22 protein-coding genes are annotated in these 21,264 nt (G+C 72.5%); 8 read left to right on the top strand and 14 right to left on the bottom strand.

Annotated elements, in window-relative coordinates:
- Positions 1-440 (bottom strand): hypothetical protein (locus DI573_RS02265; RefSeq protein WP_292810189.1); only part of this gene is annotated, 440 nt, incomplete at its 3' end.
- Between the two features lie 89 nt (positions 441-529).
- Between DI573_RS02265 and DI573_RS02260 the strand changes: the two genes are divergently transcribed.
- Positions 530-1,348, top strand: a complete 819-nt coding sequence (locus DI573_RS02260) for a coenzyme F420-0:L-glutamate ligase (protein WP_292810187.1) — start codon at positions 530-532, stop codon at positions 1,346-1,348.
- 17 nt (positions 1,349-1,365) lie between these two features.
- Here the strand turns inward: DI573_RS02260 and DI573_RS02255 are convergent, their stop codons facing one another.
- The gene (locus DI573_RS02255) at positions 1,366-1,788 is read right to left on the bottom strand and encodes a hypothetical protein (protein ID WP_292810185.1); all 423 of its coding nucleotides are present in this window, start codon (positions 1,786-1,788) and stop codon (positions 1,366-1,368) included.
- A gap of 115 nt (positions 1,789-1,903) precedes the next feature.
- Here DI573_RS02255 and cofG point away from each other — a divergent pair, with 115 nt between their 5' ends.
- The 4 genes from cofG to cofC are packed head-to-tail and all read left to right on the top strand — an operon-like array spanning position 1,904 to position 6,736.
- Entirely contained in the window at positions 1,904-3,589 is a 1,686-nt protein-coding gene (gene cofG, locus DI573_RS02250; protein WP_292810183.1) for a 7,8-didemethyl-8-hydroxy-5-deazariboflavin synthase CofG, read from the top strand.
- Positions 3,586-5,076: an NAD(P)/FAD-dependent oxidoreductase gene (locus DI573_RS02245; RefSeq protein ID WP_292810181.1), complete on the top strand. Its 1,491-nt coding sequence runs from the start codon at positions 3,586-3,588 to the stop codon at positions 5,074-5,076. The genes cofG and DI573_RS02245 overlap by 4 nt, the downstream gene beginning before the upstream one ends.
- The gene (gene fgd / locus DI573_RS02240; RefSeq protein WP_292810179.1) at positions 5,073-6,086 is read left to right on the top strand and encodes a glucose-6-phosphate dehydrogenase (coenzyme-F420); all 1,014 of its coding nucleotides are present in this window, start codon (positions 5,073-5,075) and stop codon (positions 6,084-6,086) included. Before DI573_RS02245 ends, fgd begins: the two co-directional genes overlap by 4 nt.
- On the top strand, positions 6,083-6,736 hold the full coding sequence (cofC, locus tag DI573_RS02235; RefSeq protein WP_292810177.1) for a 2-phospho-L-lactate guanylyltransferase: 654 nt from the start codon (positions 6,083-6,085) through the stop codon (positions 6,734-6,736). The genes fgd and cofC overlap by 4 nt, the downstream gene beginning before the upstream one ends.
- 198 nt (positions 6,737-6,934) lie before the next feature.
- On the opposite strand, the gene cofD is transcribed toward cofC, so the two are convergent.
- From cofD to hemE, 11 genes are all read right to left on the bottom strand, one after another.
- Positions 6,935-7,921, bottom strand: a complete 987-nt coding sequence (gene cofD, locus DI573_RS02230) for a 2-phospho-L-lactate transferase (protein WP_292810175.1) — start codon at positions 7,919-7,921, stop codon at positions 6,935-6,937.
- Entirely contained in the window at positions 7,918-9,249 is a 1,332-nt protein-coding gene (hemL, locus tag DI573_RS02225) for a glutamate-1-semialdehyde 2,1-aminomutase (protein WP_292810173.1), read from the bottom strand. The genes cofD and hemL overlap by 4 nt, the downstream gene beginning before the upstream one ends.
- Positions 9,250-9,472: 223 nt before the next feature.
- Positions 9,473-10,456, bottom strand: coding sequence for a porphobilinogen synthase (gene hemB / locus DI573_RS02220; RefSeq protein ID WP_292810170.1), 984 nt, complete (start codon positions 10,454-10,456; stop codon positions 9,473-9,475).
- Entirely contained in the window at positions 10,453-11,253 is an 801-nt protein-coding gene (locus tag DI573_RS02215; protein WP_292810168.1) for a uroporphyrinogen-III synthase, read from the bottom strand. Before DI573_RS02215 ends, hemB begins: the two co-directional genes overlap by 4 nt.
- A complete protein-coding gene (gene hemC, locus DI573_RS02210; RefSeq protein WP_292810166.1) occupies positions 11,250-12,281 on the bottom strand; it encodes a hydroxymethylbilane synthase in 1,032 nt (343 codons plus the stop codon). Before hemC ends, DI573_RS02215 begins: the two co-directional genes overlap by 4 nt.
- Positions 12,282-12,300: 19 nt before the next feature.
- Positions 12,301-13,020: a hydrogen peroxide-dependent heme synthase gene (gene hemQ / locus DI573_RS02205; RefSeq protein ID WP_292810164.1), complete on the bottom strand. Its 720-nt coding sequence runs from the start codon at positions 13,018-13,020 to the stop codon at positions 12,301-12,303.
- Positions 13,021-13,082: 62 nt separating this feature from the next.
- Positions 13,083-13,385: a hypothetical protein gene (locus DI573_RS02200; RefSeq protein ID WP_292810162.1), complete on the bottom strand. Its 303-nt coding sequence runs from the start codon at positions 13,383-13,385 to the stop codon at positions 13,083-13,085.
- Positions 13,375-13,794, bottom strand: a complete 420-nt coding sequence (locus tag DI573_RS02195; RefSeq protein ID WP_363331326.1) for a phage holin family protein — start codon at positions 13,792-13,794, stop codon at positions 13,375-13,377. Before DI573_RS02195 ends, DI573_RS02200 begins: the two co-directional genes overlap by 11 nt.
- Complete coding sequence (locus DI573_RS02190; RefSeq protein ID WP_292810160.1) at positions 13,787-14,176, bottom strand: hypothetical protein; 390 nt, start codon at positions 14,174-14,176, stop codon at positions 13,787-13,789. The genes DI573_RS02195 and DI573_RS02190 overlap by 8 nt, the downstream gene beginning before the upstream one ends.
- A gap of 115 nt (positions 14,177-14,291) precedes the next feature.
- Complete coding sequence (gene hemG, locus DI573_RS02185) at positions 14,292-15,806, bottom strand: protoporphyrinogen oxidase (protein ID WP_292810158.1); 1,515 nt, start codon at positions 15,804-15,806, stop codon at positions 14,292-14,294.
- On the bottom strand, positions 15,803-16,843 hold the full coding sequence (gene hemE, locus DI573_RS02180) for a uroporphyrinogen decarboxylase (protein WP_292810157.1): 1,041 nt from the start codon (positions 16,841-16,843) through the stop codon (positions 15,803-15,805). The genes hemG and hemE overlap by 4 nt, the downstream gene beginning before the upstream one ends.
- Positions 16,844-16,945: 102 nt before the next feature.
- Between hemE and DI573_RS02175 the strand changes: the two genes are divergently transcribed.
- From DI573_RS02175 to DI573_RS02165, 3 genes are all read left to right on the top strand, one after another.
- Positions 16,946-18,292 (top strand): glutamyl-tRNA reductase, encoded by a 1,347-nt coding sequence (locus DI573_RS02175; RefSeq protein WP_292810155.1) that lies wholly within the window; start codon positions 16,946-16,948, stop codon positions 18,290-18,292.
- A gap of 275 nt (positions 18,293-18,567) precedes the next feature.
- Positions 18,568-19,140 carry an HhH-GPD-type base excision DNA repair protein gene (locus DI573_RS02170; RefSeq protein WP_292810153.1) on the top strand — a complete coding sequence of 191 codons (573 nt, stop codon included), beginning with the start codon at positions 18,568-18,570 and terminating at the stop codon, positions 19,138-19,140.
- Positions 19,141-19,144: 4 nt separating this feature from the next.
- Complete coding sequence (locus DI573_RS02165; RefSeq protein ID WP_292810151.1) at positions 19,145-19,570, top strand: DUF1801 domain-containing protein; 426 nt, start codon at positions 19,145-19,147, stop codon at positions 19,568-19,570.
- Positions 19,571-19,874: 304 nt separating this feature from the next.
- Here the strand turns inward: DI573_RS02165 and DI573_RS02160 are convergent, their stop codons facing one another.
- The gene (locus tag DI573_RS02160) at positions 19,875-21,260 is read right to left on the bottom strand and encodes a glycine--tRNA ligase (protein ID WP_292810149.1); all 1,386 of its coding nucleotides are present in this window, start codon (positions 21,258-21,260) and stop codon (positions 19,875-19,877) included.
- Positions 21,261-21,264: the final 4 nt, after the last annotated feature.

Here is a 21,264-nt window from a genome sequence, read left to right as displayed (position 1 = left end):
GCCGCGGGTCGCGACGTGGGTCGGGTCTTGGCCTTGGCCGGCTTCGGCTTCGGCTTCGCGATGTCGGCGACGTCCTCGGCCACCTCGGCGCCGTCCAGCCGCAGCGCCTGGATCAGCTGCATTCCGTGTCGCGTCGTGAGCACGATGCGCTCGAAGCTCTCGTGACCCTCGAGGTCGATCACGACGCTCGGCCGCCGACCGCGGATGACGGCAAAATCCTGACCCGTGCCGGAGGTCCAGGTGCCCATCGCCAGCACGCTCGGTACGGCGGTTCCGGGGCTCGGCACCCCCCGCAGCCAGATCCACGCGTCGTCGGTCAGCATGACCTTCGCGATGTGGGCGCGGTCGACGTAGACGTTGCCGCGATGCCTCGAAAGCGCCCGCTCGGCCGGTGAGAGGGCGACCTCGAGCCGTTCCGAATCGAGCAGCAGGGTCACCATGACTCCAGTCTGCCAGCGCCCGCCCTGGCGCACTGTTCGATTTCCTCACAGTGCGGCAACGATCCCCCACCGCCCCGTAGAGTCGACACGTGCTGCAGGTCTGGGCCCTCGAGGGCATCCCCGAGATCGCGGCGGGTGCCGATCTCGTCGCCCTCATCGCGGACGCCGCCGGGCCCGATCTGCGCGATGGCGACATCCTCGTGGTCACGTCCAAGATCGTGTCGAAGGCGGAGGGACGCTTCGTCGAGGCGACCGACCGCGAGCACGCGATCACCGCCGAGACGGTGCGCCTTGTCGCCGCACGCACGCACGGCGAGCACACCACCCGCATCGTCGAGAATCACCTGGGGATCGTGTCCGCCGCGGCGGGCGTCGATGCCAGCAACACACCCGAGGGCACCGTCCTCCTGCTTCCCGAAGACCCGGATGCGTCCGCCCGCCGCCTGGCGGAGGGGCTGCGCTCCGCTCGCGGCGTCACCGTGGGCGTGCTGATCTCGGACACCCTCGGCCGCGCGTGGCGCGAGGGGCAGACCGACAGCGCGATCGGGGCGGCGGGGGTGCACGTGTTCGAAGACCTGCGCGGCGGCGTCGACGCACAGGGGCGGGCCCTCGTGGTCACCCAGCCGTGCGTCGCCGACGAACTCGCCGCCGCGACCGATCTGGTCAAGGGCAAGACCTCGGGGCGGCCCGTCGCGGTGGTGCGGGGACGCGCGGACCTTGTGGGCGATCTGGATCTGCCGGGCGCGCGCTCGATCGTCCGCCCTCCGGAGAAGGACATGTTCCGCCAGGGCGCCGCCGAGGCGTATGCCGAGGGCTACGCCGCGGCGATGCGCTCGATGCCGACGGAGCGAGCGGACGAGGTGTCGGGGGCGTTTCCCCGCCATGACATTTCTGTGACGCATATCTGACGGTCGTCACATACGCGTCAGACATGACCGTGCGGTGAGAGGATGGAGCGATGGAATCCCTCGCAACGCGCCGCCTCGACGCGGCCGACGCGGAGGCACTGCTGACCGCCGCGGGCGACGAGTTCGATGCACTGCTCGACGCGGCGGCAGCCGTCCGCGACGAGGGACTGCGCCGGGCCGGGCGCCCCGGGGTGCTGACCTATTCGCGGAAGGTGTTCCTCCCGGTCACGACGCTCTGCCGGGACCGCTGCCACTACTGCGTCTTCGTCGACACCCCCGGGCAGCTGCTGCGGGCCCACAAGCCGCTCTACATGAGCGCGGAGCAGGTGCTGACCGTGGCGCGGCGGGGCGCCGCCCTCGGCTGCAAGGAGGCGCTGTTCACGCTCGGCGACCGCCCCGAGCAGCGGTGGCCCGAGGCCCGCACCTGGCTCGATGCCCACGGCTACGCCTCGACGCTGGACTACGTCGCCGCGATGGCCCGGCTCGTGCGTCGCGAGACCGGCCTGCGAGGAGCCGGGGCAGGTGCACTTCGGCTCCCCAGACAAGGATCCCGACGTGAGACTGCGGGTGATCGACGACGCCGGCACCGCCCGCGTGCCCTTCACCACCGGCATCCTCGTCGGCATCGGCGAGACCCTGCGGGATCGTGCCGAGTCGCTCATCGCCATCCGCGACGCACACGAGCGGCACGGGCACGTGCAAGAGGTCATCGTGCAGAACTTCCGCGCCAAGCCCCGCACCGCCATGCAGGGCGCACCCGACGCCGATCTGCGCGAATACGCCGCGGCGATCGCCGTCGCACGACTGGTGCTCGGGCCCGACATGCGCATCCAGGTGCCGCCCAATCTCTCCGACCCGGCGGAGTTCGAGCTCCTCGTCCGCGCGGGAGCCGACGACTGGGGTGGCGTCTCCCCCCTCACCGCCGACCACGTCAATCCCGAGCGCCCCTGGCCGCACCTCGACGACCTCACCGCACGCACGGCCGACCTGGGGTTCGTCCTGCGCGAACGCCTGACCGCCCACCCCGAGTACATCCGGGATGCCGCCCTCTGGCTCGATCCCGAGATCATCCCCGCGACCCTCGCTCTCGCCGATCCCGATTCGGGGCTCGCGGCCGAGGACGCGCCCGCCTCGACAGCCACACGCCGCGCCCCTCGCGCGGGCCGCGGTGACCCCGCGAGCCGAACGGCCGACCTGGTCTCGCGCGCCGCCGACGATCCCGCGGCCCTCGACGACGCCGAATGGGTGGCGCTGCTCGAGGCGACGGGCACGGCGCTCGACGCGCTGGCCGAGACGGCCGACCAACTCCGGCGGTTCACGGCGGGAGAGGCGGTGAGCATCGTCGACAACCGCAACGTGTCCTCGAGCGCCTATCGCGCGAGGCCCGCCGGCGAGCCCGACACCTTCGACCTGCGCGATCTCACCGGGATCGTCCGCGACGCACGCGACCTCGGCGTGAGCGAGCTCTGCGTCCAGGGCCTGGTCGACCCGCGCGAGGCCCCGGATGCCGCGCTCGAGATCGCCCGGACGATCCGCGACGCCGGGCCCGGCATCCATCTGCACGCGTTCCGCCCCGCCGACATCGACGATCTCGCCCGGCGCACCGGGATGGGTCTCGATGACGCCCTGGCGGCGATGCGGGAGGCGGGAGTGCACACCGTGCCGGGCACGGGCGTGAAGATCCTCAGCGAGCGGGTGCGCCCCCTCGTCGCGCCCGACGACCTGGCCACCCCGCGCTGGGTCGAGGTGATAACGGCCGCGCACCGCGCAGGATTCCGCTCGACATCCGTGCTGTTCTACGGCCACGTCGAGACGGCTGCCGAACGAGTCGCGCACCTGCGTCGGCTGATGGCGATCCAGACCGAAACCGGCGGTTTCACCGAGATCGTGCCGATCCCCCTGCCGGGGCACGGTGTCGCCCTCGTTCCCGGACGCCCGGCGATCGACGAGCATCGCGCGATGTTCGCGGTCGCGCGGCTGATGCTGTCGGGGACGATCCCGCACGTGCAGGTGCCGTGGCCGCGCCTCGATGACGACACCGTGCAGACCCTGCTGCGCTCGGGCGCAGACGATCTCGGCGGCACGCTACGCGATGGCCGAGTGCTGCCGCGGGTCGGTGTCGAGTACGGGCGCGAGATGACCCTGGAGCGGGCGGCGCGGATCAGCGGCGGTCTCTTCCGTCCGCTGCGGGTGCGGACGACCGACTACCGCGAGCCCGTGCGGGCGGGCGGGTCGTCATGACCGACGTCGACGTCGCGATCGTCGGGGCGGGCTTCGCCGGCCTCGGTATGGCCCTCGCCCTGCAGCGGGCGGGCCACGGGTCCTACACCGTGCTCGAGCGCGCCGAGGAGGTCGGCGGCACGTGGCGCGACAACACCTACCCCGGCATCGCGTGCGACGTGCCCGCGCATCTCTATCGCTTCGCCGAGCATCCGCGCGCGCACTGGTCGCACACTTTCGCCCCGGGCGGCGAGATCCAGGAGTACCTGCGCGCGGTCGCGCACGAGAGCGGACTGCACGAGCGCATCCGGTTCCGCTCCCCGCTGCGCTGCGCCCGCTGGACCGGCGACGCCTGGCGCATCGAGATCGGCGGCGACGGAACGCGCGCGCGCCGACCCCGCACGCTCGAGGCGCAATCGCTCGTGCTCGCGTGTGGTCGTCTCACCCAGCCGCGCCTGCCCGACCTGCCGGGCCTCGCCTCGTTCCCCGGCCCCGTCGTGCACACGGCACGCTGGGATCACGACATGCCGCTGGCCGGGCGGCGCATCGCCGTCGTCGGCACCGGCGCCAGCGCCGTGCAGCTCGTGCCCGAACTCGTGCGCCGGGGCGCGCGCGTGACACTGTTCCAGCGCACGCCGGCCTGGATCCTCCCCCGCGGCGGAGCCGCCTACGGCCCCGCAGAGCAGCGGGCGCTCGCCGGCGATCCCGACGCCCTCGCTCGCCTCCGCGAAGACCTGCTGATCGAGGGAGAGGCCCGCTTCGCCTCTCGTTCGGGCGATGCCGAGGCCGCCTCGCGCGCCCGCGCCGCGGCCCTCGCACACCTGGCCGCGCAGGTGCCCGACCGCGCGCTGCGGGATGCGCTCACCCCGCGCTATCCGTTCGGCTGCAAGCGCGTGCTGCTCTCCGACGACTTCTACCCCGCGCTCGCGTCGGGCGCGGTCGCACTCGAGGCCTCGGCCCTCGTCGGCGTCGAGGGGCACACGCTCATCGCCGCCGGCGGTGCGGCCTACGAGGCCGACGCGCTCGTGCTCGCGACGGGATTCGAGACCACCCGGCAGCCCTACGCCGACCTCGTCGAGGGCGAGCGCGGCCTGACCCTCGCCGAGCACTGGTCGGGCGGGATGACCTCTCTCGGCTCGACGCTTGTCACCGGCTTTCCCGATCTCTACGTGCTGAACGGCCCCAACGCCTCGCTCGGACACAACTCCGCGGTCCTGATGGCCGAGGAGCAGGCGGGATTCGTCGTGCGCCGCCTCGCGGCCCGCGGCGATGCCCCCGTGCGGGTGCGCCCCGAGGCAGAGCGCGCCTACACGCGCGAGATCGAGAGCCGCAGCGCCGGCACCCCCTGGGTCGCCGACGGCTGCAGCAACTGGTACGTCGACGAACGCAGCGGCCGGCTCACACTGCTGTGGCCCGGCACCGTGCAGGCGTTCCGCGACCGTCTGGCGCGCATCGGCGCCGACGACTTCGAACCCGCCCCGTCGGGGCTTCTGGAAGGAGCATCATGAGCGTTCCCATCCGCTTCGGATACAAGGCCTCGGCCGAGCAGTTCACCCCGCGGGACCTGCTCGAGTTCTCGGTGCTCGCCGAGGAGATGGGCTTCGACTCCGTCTTCGTCTCCGACCACATGCAGCCGTGGATGCACGACGGCGGCCATGCCCCGGCGGCGATCCCGTGGCTCGGCGCCCTCGGCTCGCGCACCTCGCGCATCCTGATGGGCACGTCGGTGCTCACTCCGACCTTCCGCTATCACCCGGGAGTGGTCGCGCAGGCGTTCGCGACCCTCGGCTCGCTCTACCCCGACCGCGTCATCCTGGGCGTCGGCACCGGCGAGGCCCTCAACGAGGTGACGCTCGGGCTCGACTGGCCCGACCCGCCGGAGCGGTTCCAGCGCATGAAGGAGGCGATCACCCTCATGCAGAAGCTGTGGACGGAGGATCGCGTGACGTTCGACGGCACCTACTACTCCACCGCGAACGCGACGATCTACGACCGGCCCCAGAACCCCGTGCCGATCTACATCGGCGCCTCCGGGCCCGCCGCCACGCGCCTCGCCGGCCGCATCGCGGACGGCTACATCACGACCAGCGGCAAGAAGCCCGAGCTGTACACCGAGACCCTGCTGCCCGCGCTCGATGAGGGTCTGGGCAAAGCCGGACGCACGCGCGACGACATCGACACGCTCATCGAGGTCAAGGTCTCGTTGCACCCGGACCGCGCGCAGGCCCTCGAGAACACCCGCTTCTGGGCCCCGCTCGCGCTGTCGCCGGAGGAGAAGATGGGGGTCGATGATCCGATCGAGATGCAGCGGCTCGCGGGCGAGCTGCCGATCGAGCGAGCAGCATCCCGCTTCATCGTCTCGGACGACGTCGAGGAGCACGTCGCCGCGATCGAGCGCTACCTCGACCTGGGCTTCCGGCACTTGGTGTTCCACGACCCCGGCCACGACCAGGAGGGCTTCCTGCGCCGCTACGGCGCGGAGGTGCTGCCCCGGCTGCGGGCCCGGATCGGCGCATGACGACCGCGCGCCGCGCGGCCTGGTCGATCGTCGTTCCGGTCAAGCCCGCGCTGCTGGGCAAATCGCGGCTCGATGTGTCGCTGCTGGGTGCCGGCTCGATCGACCGCGTCGAGCTGGTGCGCGCGATCGCGATCGACACGGTGCGCGCGGCGGCTGCAGCGACGCGGGTCGCCGACGTCGTCGTCGTGACCGACGACGCGCCGCTCACCCGCGGTGTCGAGGCGCTGCCGCGAGTGCGGGTCGTCGCCGAAGAAGGTGCGCGGGGCCTTGCCGGCGCGATCGAACGCGGTGCGGCATCCATCGATCCGGCGCGGCCGCGTGCCGTGCTGCTGGGCGATCTCCCGGCGCTGCGACCCTCCGATCTCGACGAGGCGCTGACCCTCGCCGCCGCGCGCTCGCGGGGTGTGGTGGCGGATGCCGAGGGCACAGGATCGACCCTCGTCACCGCATCGGTCGGCGTCGATCTGGCGACGGCATTCGGTGCGGACTCGTACGCCCGGCACCTCGCGCTCGGATGCGCCGCGCTGCCGATCGATCATCAGTCGACGCTGCGCCGCGACGTGGACACCGCCGCACACCTCGCCCGAGCGGCGGAGTTCGGGCTGGGCGAGCACACCGCGGGGCTGCTCGCCCGGGCTGCCGCGGCCTGACGGCCGCCCGCGGCCCGCGCCAGCGGTCCGCATGCGAACCCACATTTTTGCAGCGAGCCACCATTCGTCCCGTGGTGGCTCGCTGCAAAAATGTGGGTTCGGCCCCGCAGCGGCCGCGACAGACCCGGGACGTGTGCCGCGGGGGATGGGCGGGCAGCGCGGCGCGGCGTCAGCGAGTGCAGCGCGGCGCGGCGGGCGTCAGCGCGCGAGATCCGCGGCGAGCGCGAGGGCGTCGGCCGCGAGCCGCGCGGAGGTGTCGGCATCCGACATCCACAGCGGCACGACACGCGAACGGATGCCGAGGGCCTCGACCGCGGGTGCGAGCTCCGCGTCCTCCTCGGCGATGAGCCACCCATCCAGCACCCCGCCGACCGAGCGGGCCCCGTGCATGCCGGCGACGCCCGACGCCGAACACTCCACGCCGACCGCCCGCAGGCAGACCTCGGCCATACCGCGCACAGCCGAGCCCCCGATGATCGGCGACACCCCGACGACCGCGGCCGAGGTGGCGCGCAGGGCCTCGTGGATGCCGGGCACGGCCAGGATCGGACCGATCGAGACCACGGGGTTCGAGGGGGCGACGAGCACGACATCGGCCTGCGCGATCGCCTCGGCGACACCCGGTGCGGGCGGCGCGGCCGCGATCCCGGGGTTGTCGAAGCGGACGGGCTCGAGCGCCGCGCGATGGCGCGTCCACCACTCCTGGAAGTGCATCTCGCGCACCTGTGCACCCTCGCGCACCGTGACGATCGTGTCGACCTCCGCCTCGGTCATCGGCAGGATCTCCGCGCCGAGCGGCCAGCGCGCGCTCAGCCTGCGGGCGACCTCGGCGGCGCCGATGCCCTCGCGCAGCCAGCCGGTGCGCGCGAGATGGGTTCCCAGGTCGAGGTCGCCGAGCGTGAACCACGGCCACCCGGCCCCCCACGCGTGCAGTTCCTCGGCGACCCGCTCGCTCTCGCCCGCCCGACCCCACCCGCGCTGGGCGTCGTTGACACCGGCGAGGGCGTAGAGCAGCGAGTCGATGTCGGGCTGCAGCCGCACCCCGGTCATCCAGATGTCATCGCCCGTGTTGGCGATGATCGTGATGCGCGCATCGGGTTCGGCGGCGCGCAGCAGGCCCCGCAGCCCGACAGAGAACTTCGCCCCACCGACGCCGCCGGCGAGCACCACGATCCGACGGCTCATGCTGCGGGCGGGGTTGCGGCGGCGGACGCGTGCGCGGCGGCGGGCAGGGCGCCGAGCACGCGCTCCAGGGCCTCGTCATCGTGCGCCGCGGTGAGGAACCACGCCTCGAAGACGCTCGGCGGCAGCGAGACGCCGGCATCGAGCATCGCGTGGAAGAACGCCGGATAGCGCCATGCCTGCTGCGCCTGCACGCCGTCGTTGTCGAGCGGCGCGACCGCGGCGAAGGCGACACCGAAGAGGCTGCCGGCCCGCGGCACGACGTGCTCGACGCCGGCGGCCGAGAGGGCCTCGCCGAGAGCAGTGGCCACGGTGGATGCTGCCGCGTCGACCCGCGCGTACACCCCGGTGTCGGCGTGACGAAGTGTCGCAAGACCCGCCGCGACGGAGAGTGGATTGCCCGAGAGGGTGCCCGCCTGGTAGACGGGTCCGAGCGGGGCGAGGCGGTCCATCACATCGGCCCGCCCACCGAGCGCCGCGAGCGGCATGCCCCCTCCGACGACCTTGCCGAAGGTGAACAGATCGGGGGTGTACCGCTCACCGGCTTCGGCCTGGAGGCCCCAGTAGCCGGCGGGGTGCACCCGGAAGCCGGTCAGCACCTCATCGATGATGAGCAGGGCCCCGTGCTCGTGGGCGATGTCGGCGAGGGCGGCGTTGTAGCCCGGCAACGGGGCGACGACGCCCATATTGGCGGCGGCGGCCTCGACGATGATCGCGGCGATCCGGTCGCCGTGCACCGCGAACACCTCGCGCACGGCGCCGAGGTCGTTGTAGGGCACCACGAGGGTCTGCGCCGCGACCGGGGCGGGCACTCCCGCGGAGCCGGGAAGGCCGAGGGTGGCAAGGCCCGATCCCGCGGCGGCGAGCAGCCCGTCCGAGTGGCCGTGATAGTGGCCGGAGAACTTGATGAGGAGGTCGCGGCCCGTGTAGCCGCGGGCCAGGCGAATGGCCGTCATCGTGGCCTCCGTGCCTGTGGAGACCAGGCGCACCTTCTCGACGGGGCGATCCTCGCCCACCGAGACGCGGTGGGCGATCAGGTCGGCCAGTTCCACCTCTCCCTCGGTCGGGGCGCCGAACGACAGCCCACGGGTCGCGGCCTCACGAACCGCCTCGACGACGGCGGGATGCGCGTGACCGAGCAGCGCCGGGCCCCACGATGCGACGAGATCGACGAACTCGCGGCCCCCGGCATCCGTCACATACGCACCGCGCGCCGACGCGAGGAACCGCGGCGCCCCACCCACCGATCCGTACGCCCGGACGGGGGAGTTGACCCCGCCGGGGATCACGGTGCGGGCGCGCGCGAACAACTCGTCATTGCGGTCGGTCATGGGTTCCATTCTCCCCCGCCGCACGCGCTCGAATGCCCGTCGGCGACGACGTTGGGGCGTCGGGGCGACGTTGGGGCGCCGTTGGGGCGTCGGGGCGACGTTGGGGCGTCGGGGCGACGTTGGGGCGCGGAGCAGCACGCCCCAACGCAGTTCTGACGCCCCAACGACACGGACGCAGACAATCGGACGCGGCCGGGTCCGGCGGCGCCGGCGCACACACCCGCTAGAGCGACTCGCGCAGCCAGCCCGCGGCCTCGACGGCGGCGTAGGTGAGGATGGCGTCAGCACCCGCGCGCCGGATCGCCAGCAGCGACTCGAGCATCACACCGCGCCCGTCGATCCACCCGTTGGCGGCCGCGGCGGCGATCATCGCGTACTCTCCCGACACCTGGTACGCCCACACCGGCACGTCGACGGCAGCACGCACGTCGGCGAGCACGTCGAGGTAGGGCAGGGCGGGTTTGACCATCACGATGTCGGCACCTTGCTCGACGTCGTCGAGCGCTTCGCGCACACCCTCCCGCGCATTCGGCGGGTCGAGCTGGTAGGTGCGCCTGTCACCGGTGAGCTGCGAGTCGACGGCCTCGCGGAAGGGGCCGTAGAACGCACCCGCGTACTTGGCCGAGTACGCCAGGATCAGCGTGTCGGCGAAGCCCGCGCCATCGAGCGCCTGGCGCACGACCGCCGTCTGACCGTCCATCATGCCCGACAGGCCGAGCATGGCCGAGCCGGCGCGGGCCTGCGACAGCGCCATCGACGCGTAGCGCTCGAGGGTCGCATCGTTGTCGACACGGCCTGCGGCATCCAGCACCCCGCAGTGCCCGTGATCGGTGAACTCGTCGAGGCAGAGATCGGTCTGCACGACCAGCGCGTCGCCGACCTCCGCGACGACGGCACGGGTGGCGACGTTCAGGATGCCGCGCTCGTCGTCCGCACATGAGCCCACGGCGTCGCGCTTGGCCGGCACCCCGAACAGCATGACTCCACCGATGCCGGCGGCTGCGGCATCCGCGACCGCCCCGCGCAGGGAGTCGAGGGTGTGCTGCACGACTCCGGGCATGGACGAGACGGGCTGCGGGTCGTCGATGCCCTCGCGCACGAACATCGGCAGGATCAGCTGGGAGGGCAGCACGTGCGTCTCGCGAACGAGCCGGCGCACCGCGGGCGACTGGCGCAGACGCCGAGGACGATGCGTCGGGAACGTCACAGCTGCACCTCGTCGGCGGCGTGGGGCAGGGCGAGCCGGGACACGGCCTCGATGAGCGCGCCGACCGTCTGCCTCTCGGCGATCACGTCGACGTCGAGCCCGGCCCGTCGGGCGTCCTTCGCGGTGCGGGGACCGATCGCGGCGATCACCGTCTGCGCGGGGATGTCGGCGAACTGCAGGTGCACCTGCTCGGCGACCGATCCGCTCGTGACGAGGATCGCGTTGATGCGACCGCTCGCGACGTCCCTCGCGATGCGATCGGTGACCGGAACCCCGACCGTGCGGTAGGCGACGACCGACCGCACATCGTGCCCGGCCTCGACGAGCATGCGGGTGAGCACGGGCTTGGCGATCTCGCTGCGCAGCGTGAGGATGCGGCGGGCCTCCGGCTCGAGCGCGATCATCTGTTCGGCCATGCCGGCCGCCGAGTTGTCGCGCTCGGGCACGAGGTCGACGCGGTATCCGACCGCCTGCAGCGCTGCGGCGGTGGTCTCGCCGACCGCCGCGATGCGCGTGTCGACCGGGATCTGGACCCGGTGGGCGTAGAGCACGTCGACGGTCGTCGCGCTCGTCACGGTGAGCCAGTCGAAGTGCCCGGCGCGCAGGTCTTCGAGAGCCGTGTCGAGAGTGGCCTGGTCGCTCGTGGGCGCGAAGTTGATCAGCGGCGCCACGACGGGCGTCGCCCCCTGCGCCCGCAACGAGGCTGCGACACCGTCTCCCCACGGACCGCCACGGGGAACGAGCACGCGCCATCCGCTCAGGGGCTTTCCCGCCTTGTGGTCGACCTGTGCGTTCATAGCGATGACTCTCGTGACACGAAGTCGCCGGCCCCGCGTTCGAGGAGTCGGCGTGCGATCGCCGACCCGATCAGCGCAGCATGCGCGGTCGGGTCCGCGCTGTCGGCGACGTTCGCGCCATTGCCGTCGCTCGATTCTCGAATATACCCCTTCGTCAGGGACTCCGTTCGGTCGAGGCCGATGCGTGCGGTTCCCCCCGGGGCGTAGACGACGGCGCGCACCCGCGCCTCGTCGCCGTCGACGGCGGCGTGGATGCCGACGGGGGCGTGACACCCCGCCTCGATGCCCGCGAGCGCGGCGCGCTCGATCGTGACGGCGGTGCGGGTGTCGGCGTGCTCGAGGGCGGCGACCGCATCGCGGACGGCGGCGGGTGCGTCGTCGCGGATCTCCACGGCCAACGCGCCCTGTCCCGCGGCCGTCGGCCACTCCGCCAGTCCCAGAGGCTCGAAGTGCAGATCGGCGGCGGATCCGGCGCCCGGCACCGGCCCGCCCGCCCCCGCGTCGACGAAGAGCCCGAGCCGCGCGAGTCCCGCGGCGGCGAGCACCACGGCGTCGAGATCGCCCTCGCGCACTCGACCGAGCCGCGAATCGACGTTTCCGCGCAGATCGCGGATGTCGACCCGCGGGGCGCGACGGTGCAGCTGCGCGACCCGTCGCGGCGATCCCGTGCCCACCGTCGCGCCGACGGGAAGTTCCCCGAGCGAGGGCCCGCGGGTGACGACCACATCGCGCGGGTCTTCGCGCACCGGGGTCGCGCCGATGCGCAGGCCGGGGGCGGATGCTGTCGGCAGGTCCTTGAGCGAATGCACGAGCAGATCGCACTCCCCCGCGCTCAGCGCCTCGCGCAGACGGGTCGCGAAGACCCCGGTGCCGCCCAGCTGCGCGAGGGAGGCGCGGTTGACGTCACCCTCGGACACGATGGGCACGAGTTCGACCGCGATGCCGGTGGCCGCGGTGATCGCCTGGGCGACATGCCCGGATTGGGCGAGCGCGAGCGCGCTGCGCCGGGTGCCGAGCCGTAGGGTCACCGGCTCGACCGTCCGCGGATCACTGGAGCACCTCGGGCACCTCGTCGAGGCGAAGCCGGCGTCCGGTGAAGAACGGCACCTCCTCGCGGACATGGCGACGCGCCTCGGTGGCCCGCAGGTCGCGCATGAGGTCGACCAGCTCGATCGGATCGTCGGCCTCGAGCGGCAGCATCCACTCGTAGTCGCCGAGTGCGAAGGACGCGACGGTGTTGGCGAGGACCCCGCGGAAGGCGGCGCCCTTGCGTCCGTGCTCGGCGAGCATGCGACGCCGCTCCTCTTCGGGAAGCAGGTACCACTCGTAGCTGCGCACGAACGGGTAGAGGCAGAGCCACCCCTTGGGATCGATTCCGCGCAGGAACCCGGGGACGTGCTGGCGGTTGAACTCCGCGTCGCGGTGCACGCCCATCGCGTTCCACGTGGGCAGCAGGTTCTTCAGCAGCTCGGTGCGACGGAGGCGGCGCAGATCCCGCTGCAGCGCCTCTGCCGTGTCGCCGTGCAGCCACACCAGCAGGTCGGCGTCGGCGCGCAGGCCGCTGACGTCGTAGAACCCGCGGACCGTGACGCCGCCCTCTTCGATGAGACGGACGATGTCTTCGAGCTCGGTGGCGTCGACCTCGGCGACCGGTCGGTCGGGGTTGCGTCGCCAGACCGCCCACAGGGCGTAACCCGACGGTCCTTCGACGGGATCATCGGCGGGAGTCGGGAGGGAGGTCGGTTCGGGCGCAGAGCTCTCCGTCATCAGTCCAGTCTCACGCACACGACCGTCTGCGCCAAACGGCTGCGCCGCGCGGCGCGCAGGATTCAGTGCCGCGGCGCGGTGTAGGCCCGCACGGCGCCCCAGACCGCGACGCCCACCACGACGGCGACACCCACCACGACGACGGTCGCCGCCGACGGGTTGCGCTGAGTGAACGCTCGCGCTTTGGTCACGGCGCGGTCCGAGGCCCGCTGCAGCCGACGGGGGACGTTCGCCTTCTCCTCGATCGCCGCGAGCGCGGCCTTCAGCTCGGCGCGCGCCTGCTCGACCGGGTTGTCGAACTGCGGCACGAGCGTGCGCGGCAGCGACACCAGCAGGGAGTCGGGGCGGGGCTTGTCAGAACTCATCGCGAACCTCCCGGACGATGCTCACGTCTTCTTTGGCCGCGTGCAGCGGACTCTCTCGGCGTGAGGCCTTGCGGAAGCGGGCGAGGCCGAGCAGCACGAGAACGGCGATGATCAGCAGCATTCCTGCGCCGATGACCAGTGCCGACAGCCAGACCGGCCACACCGTGGCAAGACCCGCGATCGCCGCCGTCCCGAAGACCGGGACCGACCAGAACAGCACGAACAGGGCTCCGACGAACCAGCCGGAGCCGATGCCGTAGTCCTTCGCCGTCTTCGCGACCCAGGACTTCGCCTGGTCGACCTCGGCGACGACCAGATTGCGCACCAGCTCGGGCACGTCGCCGAGCAGGGTGAACAGACTGTCGTCCGCGCGATCGCGCAGGCCGCCGCGGCCCGCCACCTCAGGCACCGCCGCGGGCGACGCCCTCGGCCTCGTCGAGCGCCTCGGCGGCCTTGTCGGCCAGGTCGTCGGCCGTCTTCTGCGCCGCCTTCTTCACATCCGCGGCGCTCTTCTTGCCGGCCGTCTTCGCCGCGTCGACGCGCTCGGACGGGGAACCCTTCTGCGCCGCGGCCTTGGTCACCTTGACTGCGCCGTCCCAGACGGCCACCGGAACGGCGGCGACGGCGGACTTCGCGAAGTCCTTCGCGCGGTCGACCTGGTTCTGCACCGGCGCGAGGTTCCACACCTTCTGGGCCTGGCCCTTGATCTGCTCGTACCGCTCGCGGCCCGCACGGGCCCCCAGCACGTAGCCCGCAGCCAGGCCGATCACGAGTCCTGCTTTGCCCTTCATCGAGGGCCTCCTCACGCTCTTCTTCGCCGGAAATGTCGTTCGGTCGTTCCAGCGTAGCCCCGTATGCCGATTTCGGCATCCACCCTTGACAGCGGGCGCTTCGTGGGGGGCGGGTTCATCCCCAGAGCAGCTGTGCGCGCGTGCGTTCAGCCTCATCGCGGGCGTCGGGGACGACCTGGGCGAGCCCCGTGCCCGCGATCCAGGCGCCCACGACCGCGAGCCCCGGCACGGCGTGCACCTGCGTGCGCGCCGCGGCCACGCGGGCGGCGCGACCGATGACCGATGCCGGCTGGCTCTGGGCGTACCGCTCGATGTGGCCTGCGACGACGTCCCGCGCGGAAAGATCGACGCCGAGCAGCTGTGCGGCCTGCTCGCGGGCCAGCTCGATCGCTGCGGCCCCGTCGAGGTCCGCCGTCGCCGGAGGTTCACCCTGGCTGCCGAACGAGACGCGCACGACGTGCCGATGCGGCCTCGCCGCGCGCGCGGACTCGCCGACCCAGGCCCACTTGGCGCTCGCGTGCGTCAAGGCCTTGGCGCGGTGCGAACCCGGGACGGTGAGCACCCCGGATCCCCGCGGCGCGGCGTCGAGGGCGGGGGTGTCGAGCACGAGGGTGACGACATCGACGACCGGCGGCTCATGGTCGGGTTGCGGGGCAAGGCCCGGCACCGCGGGTGCGAGGAGGGCTCGCGCGACGATCTCCTCGGTCGCGACGATGACGGCGTCGGCGGCGATCGCCGGGGCAGCGGCGTCGCGGTTCTCCGGCGCATCCTCGAGCACGGTCACGCTCCACCCGGGACGGTCATTTGCGCCGGATGCTGCGCTCAGGCCGTCGACGCGCGCGCCGGTGCGGATGTCGACACCGAGTCCGACGAGTCGCGCGTGCAGCGCGTCGACGAGCGACCGCATCCCGCCGACGAGACCCTCGACGGCCGACCCGGGCGCGAGGGCCGGATCGCGCTCGCCCCGGAGCACGGCGACCGCGCCGCTCAACGAGCCCACCCGGGTCAGCGCGGCGTTCAGTCCCGGGGCGGCCGCGTCGACGTCGATCGTGTCGGGCTCGGCGGAGTACACGCCCTGCACGACCGGGGCGACGAGTCGCTCGAGCACCGCCCGCCCCATCCGCGAGCGCACGAGCGCACCCAGGCTGTGCTCGTGTCCGATGGTGAGCACCGGACGCAGCCGATCGAGATACGCGCGCCAGCTGCCCGACCAGCCGATGACGCGACGAACCTCGGGCGCGAAGGGGTTCTCCGGGATGCCGAGCACGCCGCCCGCGGGCATCGGAGCCGCCCCCACCCCGGGGATTCCGGCCAACCACGCCCGCCCGCCCGCGGGCACGACGACCCGGTCGGCGAGCCCGAGCTCGGCGATGAGGGCGCTCACGGAGCCGCCGCGGGTCGCGTAACTCTCGGCGCCGACGTCCAGGGTCAGACCCCCGACATCCGCAGTCCGGATCGCGCCGCCCAGCCGCTCAGCGGCCTCGAGCAGCGTGACCCGCATGCCGACCTTCGCGCACTCGAGGGCGGCGACCATGCCCGAGACGCCCCCGCCGACGACGACGACGTGGGTCTCGGCGGCACGGGCGCGCAGCGCCGCGGCGTCGGGGACGGAGTCTTGCGCTTCGGTCACGACGCCTCGGCGTGCACGAGCTCGACGATGCGCGTCAGCACGTCCGGGTCGGTATCGGGGGGCACGCCGTGGCCGAGGTTCACGATGTGCGCGCGCGCCGCGCGTCCGCGGTGCAGCACATCCCGCACGTGCGCCTCGAGGACCGGCCACGGGGCCTGCAGCAGGGCCGGGTCGATGTTGCCCTGCACCGTCGTGTCGGGTCCCAGCATCCCGGCCGCCTGATCCAGCGGCACCCGCCAGTCGGCGCCGACGGCGTCGGCGAGCCCGTGCAGGCGCATGTCGGGCAGGATCGGTCCCGTGCCGACGCCGAAGTGGATCAGCGGCACCCGACCGTGCACGCCGCCCAGGGCCGTGCGCGAGTGCGGCGCCGCGAACGCGCGGTAGTCCTCGGGGGAGAGCGAACCCGCCCAGGAGTCGAACAGCTGCGCCGCACGGGCGCCCGCGCGCACCTGCACATCGAGGAAGGCCGCCGCGACACGGGCCAGCCAGTCGGCCAACCGATGCCAGCTGACGGGGTCGGCGTGCATCATCGCGCGGGCCCGTAGGTGCTCCTTCGAGGGCCCACCCTCCACGAGGTAGGCCGCGAGCGTGAACGGCGCGCCCGCGAAGCCGATGAGGGGAGTGTCTCGGAGTTCGGCGGTGATGCGCGCGATCGCCTCGGCGACGGGCGACGCCGCAGCCGACACCTCAGCCGGATCTCTCGCCGTGAGCGCGTCGACGTCGGCGGCCGTGCGGACCGGGTCATCGAACACGGGACCGCGGCCGGGCACGATCTCGACCTGCACCCCTGCGAGGCGCAGCGGGACGACGATGTCGCTGAAGAAGATCGCCGCGTCGACGCCGTGCCGGCGCACCGGCTGGAGCGTGATCTCGGATGCGAGGTCGGGATCGAGACAGGCATCCAGCATCCGCGTGCCGACGCGCAGGTCACGGTACTCGGGCAGTGAACGTCCGGCCTGACGCATGAACCAGACGGGGGTGCGCTCGGGTCGTTCGCCGCGCAGGGCGCGCAACAAGGGCGCATCGGTGTGGGGCATGCCCTCCATCCTCCCATCCGCACCGGCGCGCGCACCCGTCGCGGTAGCTCGATCACGAACGATCCCCGGCGGACATTCGGGACCAGGGGGTAAACTGGGTGTGTGTTGCTGTGCGTCACGGCGAGTCACAAGACCGCCGGCTTCGATCTCCTCGAACGGTTGAGCGTACACACGACCGACATCGCTCCCCTGATCGCGGAGCATGACTCGTGCGTACGCGGTGCCGTCGTGCTCGCGACCTGCAACCGCTTCGAGGCCTACATCGACATGGACGAGCCGGTCACGGCGGCAGGCGCCGTCGGCGTCGAAGCCGCACTGACCGCCGTCGAAGCCGCGACCGGAGTGGCGGCCGATGAGTTCGACGGCTCCTATCGCGTGGTCGTCGGCGAGAGTGTCGCCGAGCATCTGTTCGCGGTCGCGTCCGGCCTGGAGTCCGTCGTCGTCGGCGAGGGCGAGATCGCCGGGCAGGTGCGGCGCGCCCTCGGCGAGGCACGCAAGCACGGTACGTCCTCGGGCGAGCTCGAGCGCCTCTTCCAGCGCGCGAGCGAGGCCCAGCGCGGAGTCAAGAACGCCACCGCCCTCGGTCGCGCCGGCCGCTCGCTCGTGCGGCTCGCGCTCGACCTCGCAGACAGCCGCGTCACCGACTGGGCCGCCCTCGACGTGCTGCTGGTCGGCACCGGCGCCTACGCGGCCGCGACCCTCGCCGCGCTGCGCGACCGCGGCGCCGAGCGCATCACCGTCTTCTCCCCCTCGGGTCGGGGCCACAAGTTCGCGACCAAGCACGGTCTCGCCTGGGTCGACGGCGACGCCTATCCGCGCGCCGCGGCGGACGCCGACCTCATCATCACGTGCACCACGGCCGAGCACCACGTGCTCGATGCGGGCGTGCTGCGCCGGGGTCGCGCCGACTCCGCCGCCGAGGCCCCGATCTCCCTCGCCGCCGCCGGAGGCTGCCCGATCGCGCGTCAGGGGCCTCGCCGCCTCGTCGTCGACCTCGGGCTGCCCCGCAACGTCGACCCCGATGTGGCCACGGTGTCGGGCATCGACCTGCTCGATCTCGAGACCATCCGTCTGCACGCGCCCCTCGAAGAGCTGCAGGCGACCGATGCCGCCCGCGAGATCGTGCGCGACGCGGCCCGGCGCTTCGTGGCGCACGGAGAGCGCCAGAGCCTCGCGCCCGCGGTCGTCGCCCTGCGCGAGCACGTCTTCGGCGTACTCGAGGACGAGATCTCGCGCGTGCGGGCCCGTGGTGATGACGGCCGCACCGAGCAGGCAATGCGTCACCTCGTCGGCCGTCTGCTGCACACCCCCACCTCGCGTGCGCACGATCTCGCGGCGCAGGGCCGCGCCGCCGACTACGTCGCGGCGCTCGGCACGCTCTTCGGCATCGACGTCGCGCCGGCTGCGCCCGCAGAGCCCGCCGTGGCCGTGGACGCCGCAACGGCCTGAGCCGGCAGGGCTGGTGCTGATCCCGGTCGGTGCCTGCTCCGCTCGGCGGCTGCTCCGGTCGGTGCCTGATCCGGTCGGCGGCTGCCCCGCTCGGCGCCTGCCCCGCTCGGCGCCTGCCCCGCTCGGCGGCCCGGCACCGATCGGCTCCCACCGGCCGATTCTGCACAACACTCCGGAAGGTCGGGCGGTTCGACGCCGTTCCCGCAGCCACAGCGCGCGGATCATCGCGATCCTCCGGAGTTCTGTGCCGCCGCGGGCGGTGCCAGACTTGACCCATGCCGCTGCACATCACCGGAGACCCGGCAGCCGACGAGCTGCTGAGCACCGACCCCCTCGCCCTGATCATCGGGATGCTGCTCGATCAGCAGATCACGATGGAGGCGGCGTTCGCCGGACCCGCCGAGATCCGCGACAGGGTCGGCGCCCTCGAGGCACCCGCGATCGCGTCCTACGACCCGGAGGCGTTCGTCGAGGTCTTCCGCCAGACGCCGTCGGTGCATCGTTTTCCGGGTTCGATGGCGGCGCGCGTGCAGTCGCTGTGCACGGCGATCACCGATGAGTGGGACGGCGACGCCGCCGCGATCTGGACCCGCGGCGAACCCGACGGCCCCGAGGTGCTGCGCCGCCTCAAGGCCCTGCCGGGCTTCGGCGACCAGAAGGCCAAGATCTTTCTGGCGCTGCTCGGCAAGCAGTACGGGTATGCGGGCGGAGGCTGGCGCGCAGCATCCGCCCCCTACGGCGACGAGGACTCGCATCGCAGCGTCGCGGACATCACAAGCGCCGAATCGCTGGCCAAGGTGCGCGAATTCAAGAAGGCGATGAAAGCCGCCGCGAAGCAGAAGGACTGACTGCATGAAGATCACCGGAGGCGACGTCGACGCGTTCGTCGCAAAGGTAACCCCCGCGGCGCGCCGCCGCGACGCCGAGGCGCTGCTCGCCCTGATGCGCGAGGTCAGCGGGCGTGAGCCCGAGCTGTGGGGCACGATCATCGGCTTCGGCAGCTGTCACTACCGCTACCCGACAGGCACCGAAGGGGACTCGCCCATCATCGCGTTTGCCCCGCGCAAGCAGGCCTCGACGCTGTACCTGCTCGACGGCATCCAGGCGCACGGCGAGCGGCTGGCCGAGCTGGGTCCGCACTCGACCGGGGTCGGATGCCTGTACCTGTCCGACGTCGCCGCCGTCGACCCGACGGTGCTGCGCGAGATCGTCGCGGCGTCGCACGCCTTCGTCACCGGCGGCGGCGGGGACTACGCGCAGCTCACCGTCACAGCCTGACGGGCCGGCGCGCCCCGACGTGCCCACCCACTTTTGGGGCGTCGGCGCGCGCGACGTGCCCGCCGTGGGGCGTCAGCGCAACCGTGGGGCGCGCAGCAGCACGCCCCAACGTGATTTCAACGCCCCAACCCGCGAAGACCGGGGCGGCGAGGGACGTCAGCACGCGCCCAACCCCGCGGTGGGGCGTCAGCGCAACCGCGGGGCGCGCAGCAGCACGCCCCACGGTGATTTCAACGCCCCAACGCAAGAGACAGGGGCGGCCGACGCACCGCGAGCCCGGCGAGCGGGCGATGGATGCTGCAGCTCAGGCGCCGCGCAGGCGCTCGGCGAGATAGCCGTGCAGTGCCTCGAGGGGCACGCGCTCCTGGTTCATCGTGTCGCGATCACGCACGGTGACCGCGCGGTCCTCGAGAGAGTCGAAGTCGATCGTGACGCAGAACGGCGTGCCGATCTCGTCCTGCCGACGGTAGCGGCGGCCGATCGCTCCGGCGTCGTCGAAGTCGATGTTCCAGTCGCCCCTCAGGTCGTCGGCGACCTCGCGCGCGAGGGGCGAGAGCCGCTCGTTGCGCGAGAGCGGAAGCACCGCGACCTTGACGGGCGCGAGGCGCGGGTCAAGGCCCAGCACCGTGCGCGTGTCGGTGCCGCCCTTTGCGTTGGGCACCTCCTCCTCACGGTACGAATCGACGAGGAACGCCATCATGGCGCGGGTGAGGCCGAACGAGGGCTCGATGACGTACGGGACGTATCTCTCGCCGGTCGTCTGGTCGAAGTACGACAGGTTCTGTCCGGACGCCTCGGCGTGGCTCGAGAGGTCGTAGTCGGTGCGGTTGGCGATGCCCATCAGCTCGCCCCACTGCTTGCCGGGGAACCCGAAGGCGTACTCGACGTCGATCGTGCCCGCGGAGTAGTGGGCGCGGTCCCCCTCCGGCACGTCGTACCGGCGCATGTGGGCCGGGTCGACACCGAGGTCGATGAACCAGTTCCAGCAGGCCTCGACCCAGTGCTCGAACCACTCCTGCGCCTCGGCCGGGGGCACGAAGTACTCGATCTCCATCTGCTCGAACTCGCGGGTGCGGAAGATGAAGTTTCCGGGAGTGATCTCGTTACGGAAGGCCTTGCCGACCTGGCCGACGCCGAAGGGCGGCTTCTTGCGCGACGCGGTGACGACATTGCCGAAGTTGACGAAGATGCCCTGCGCGGTCTCGGGGCGCAGGTAGTTCAGTCCGGACTCGTCGTCGACGACGCCCAGGTAGGTCTTCATGAGGCCCGAGAACGCCTTGGGCTCGGTGTACTGCCCCTTCGTGCCGCAGTTCGGGCAGGGCACCCCGGCGAGTCCCCCGTCGGGCGCGCGACCCTTGCGCGCCTCGAAGTCCTCGACGAGGTTGTCGGCGCGGAACCGCTTGTGGCACTGCAGGCACTCCACGAGCGGGTCGGTGAACGTCGCGACGTGACCCGACGCCTCCCACACGCGCTTGGGCAGGATGATCGAGGAATCCAGCCCCACCATGTCCCCACGGCCGCGCACGAACGTCTGCCACCACTGGCGGCGGATGTTCTCCTTGAGCTCGGTGCCCAAAGGCCCGTAGTCCCACGCCGACCGCGATCCGCCGTAGATCTCGCCCGCCTGGAAGACGAACCCGCGGTGGCGGGCGAGGGCGATCACTTTGTCGAGGCGGGACTGCTCGGCCACGGTG

Origin of the sequence: Microbacterium sp. (genome assembly GCF_003248605.1) — a bacterium.
GTDB lineage: Bacteria > Actinomycetota > Actinomycetes > Actinomycetales > Microbacteriaceae > Microbacterium.
The sequence above is the reverse complement of the archived record's forward strand: the minus strand, read 5'-3'. Positions and strand labels throughout refer to the sequence as shown.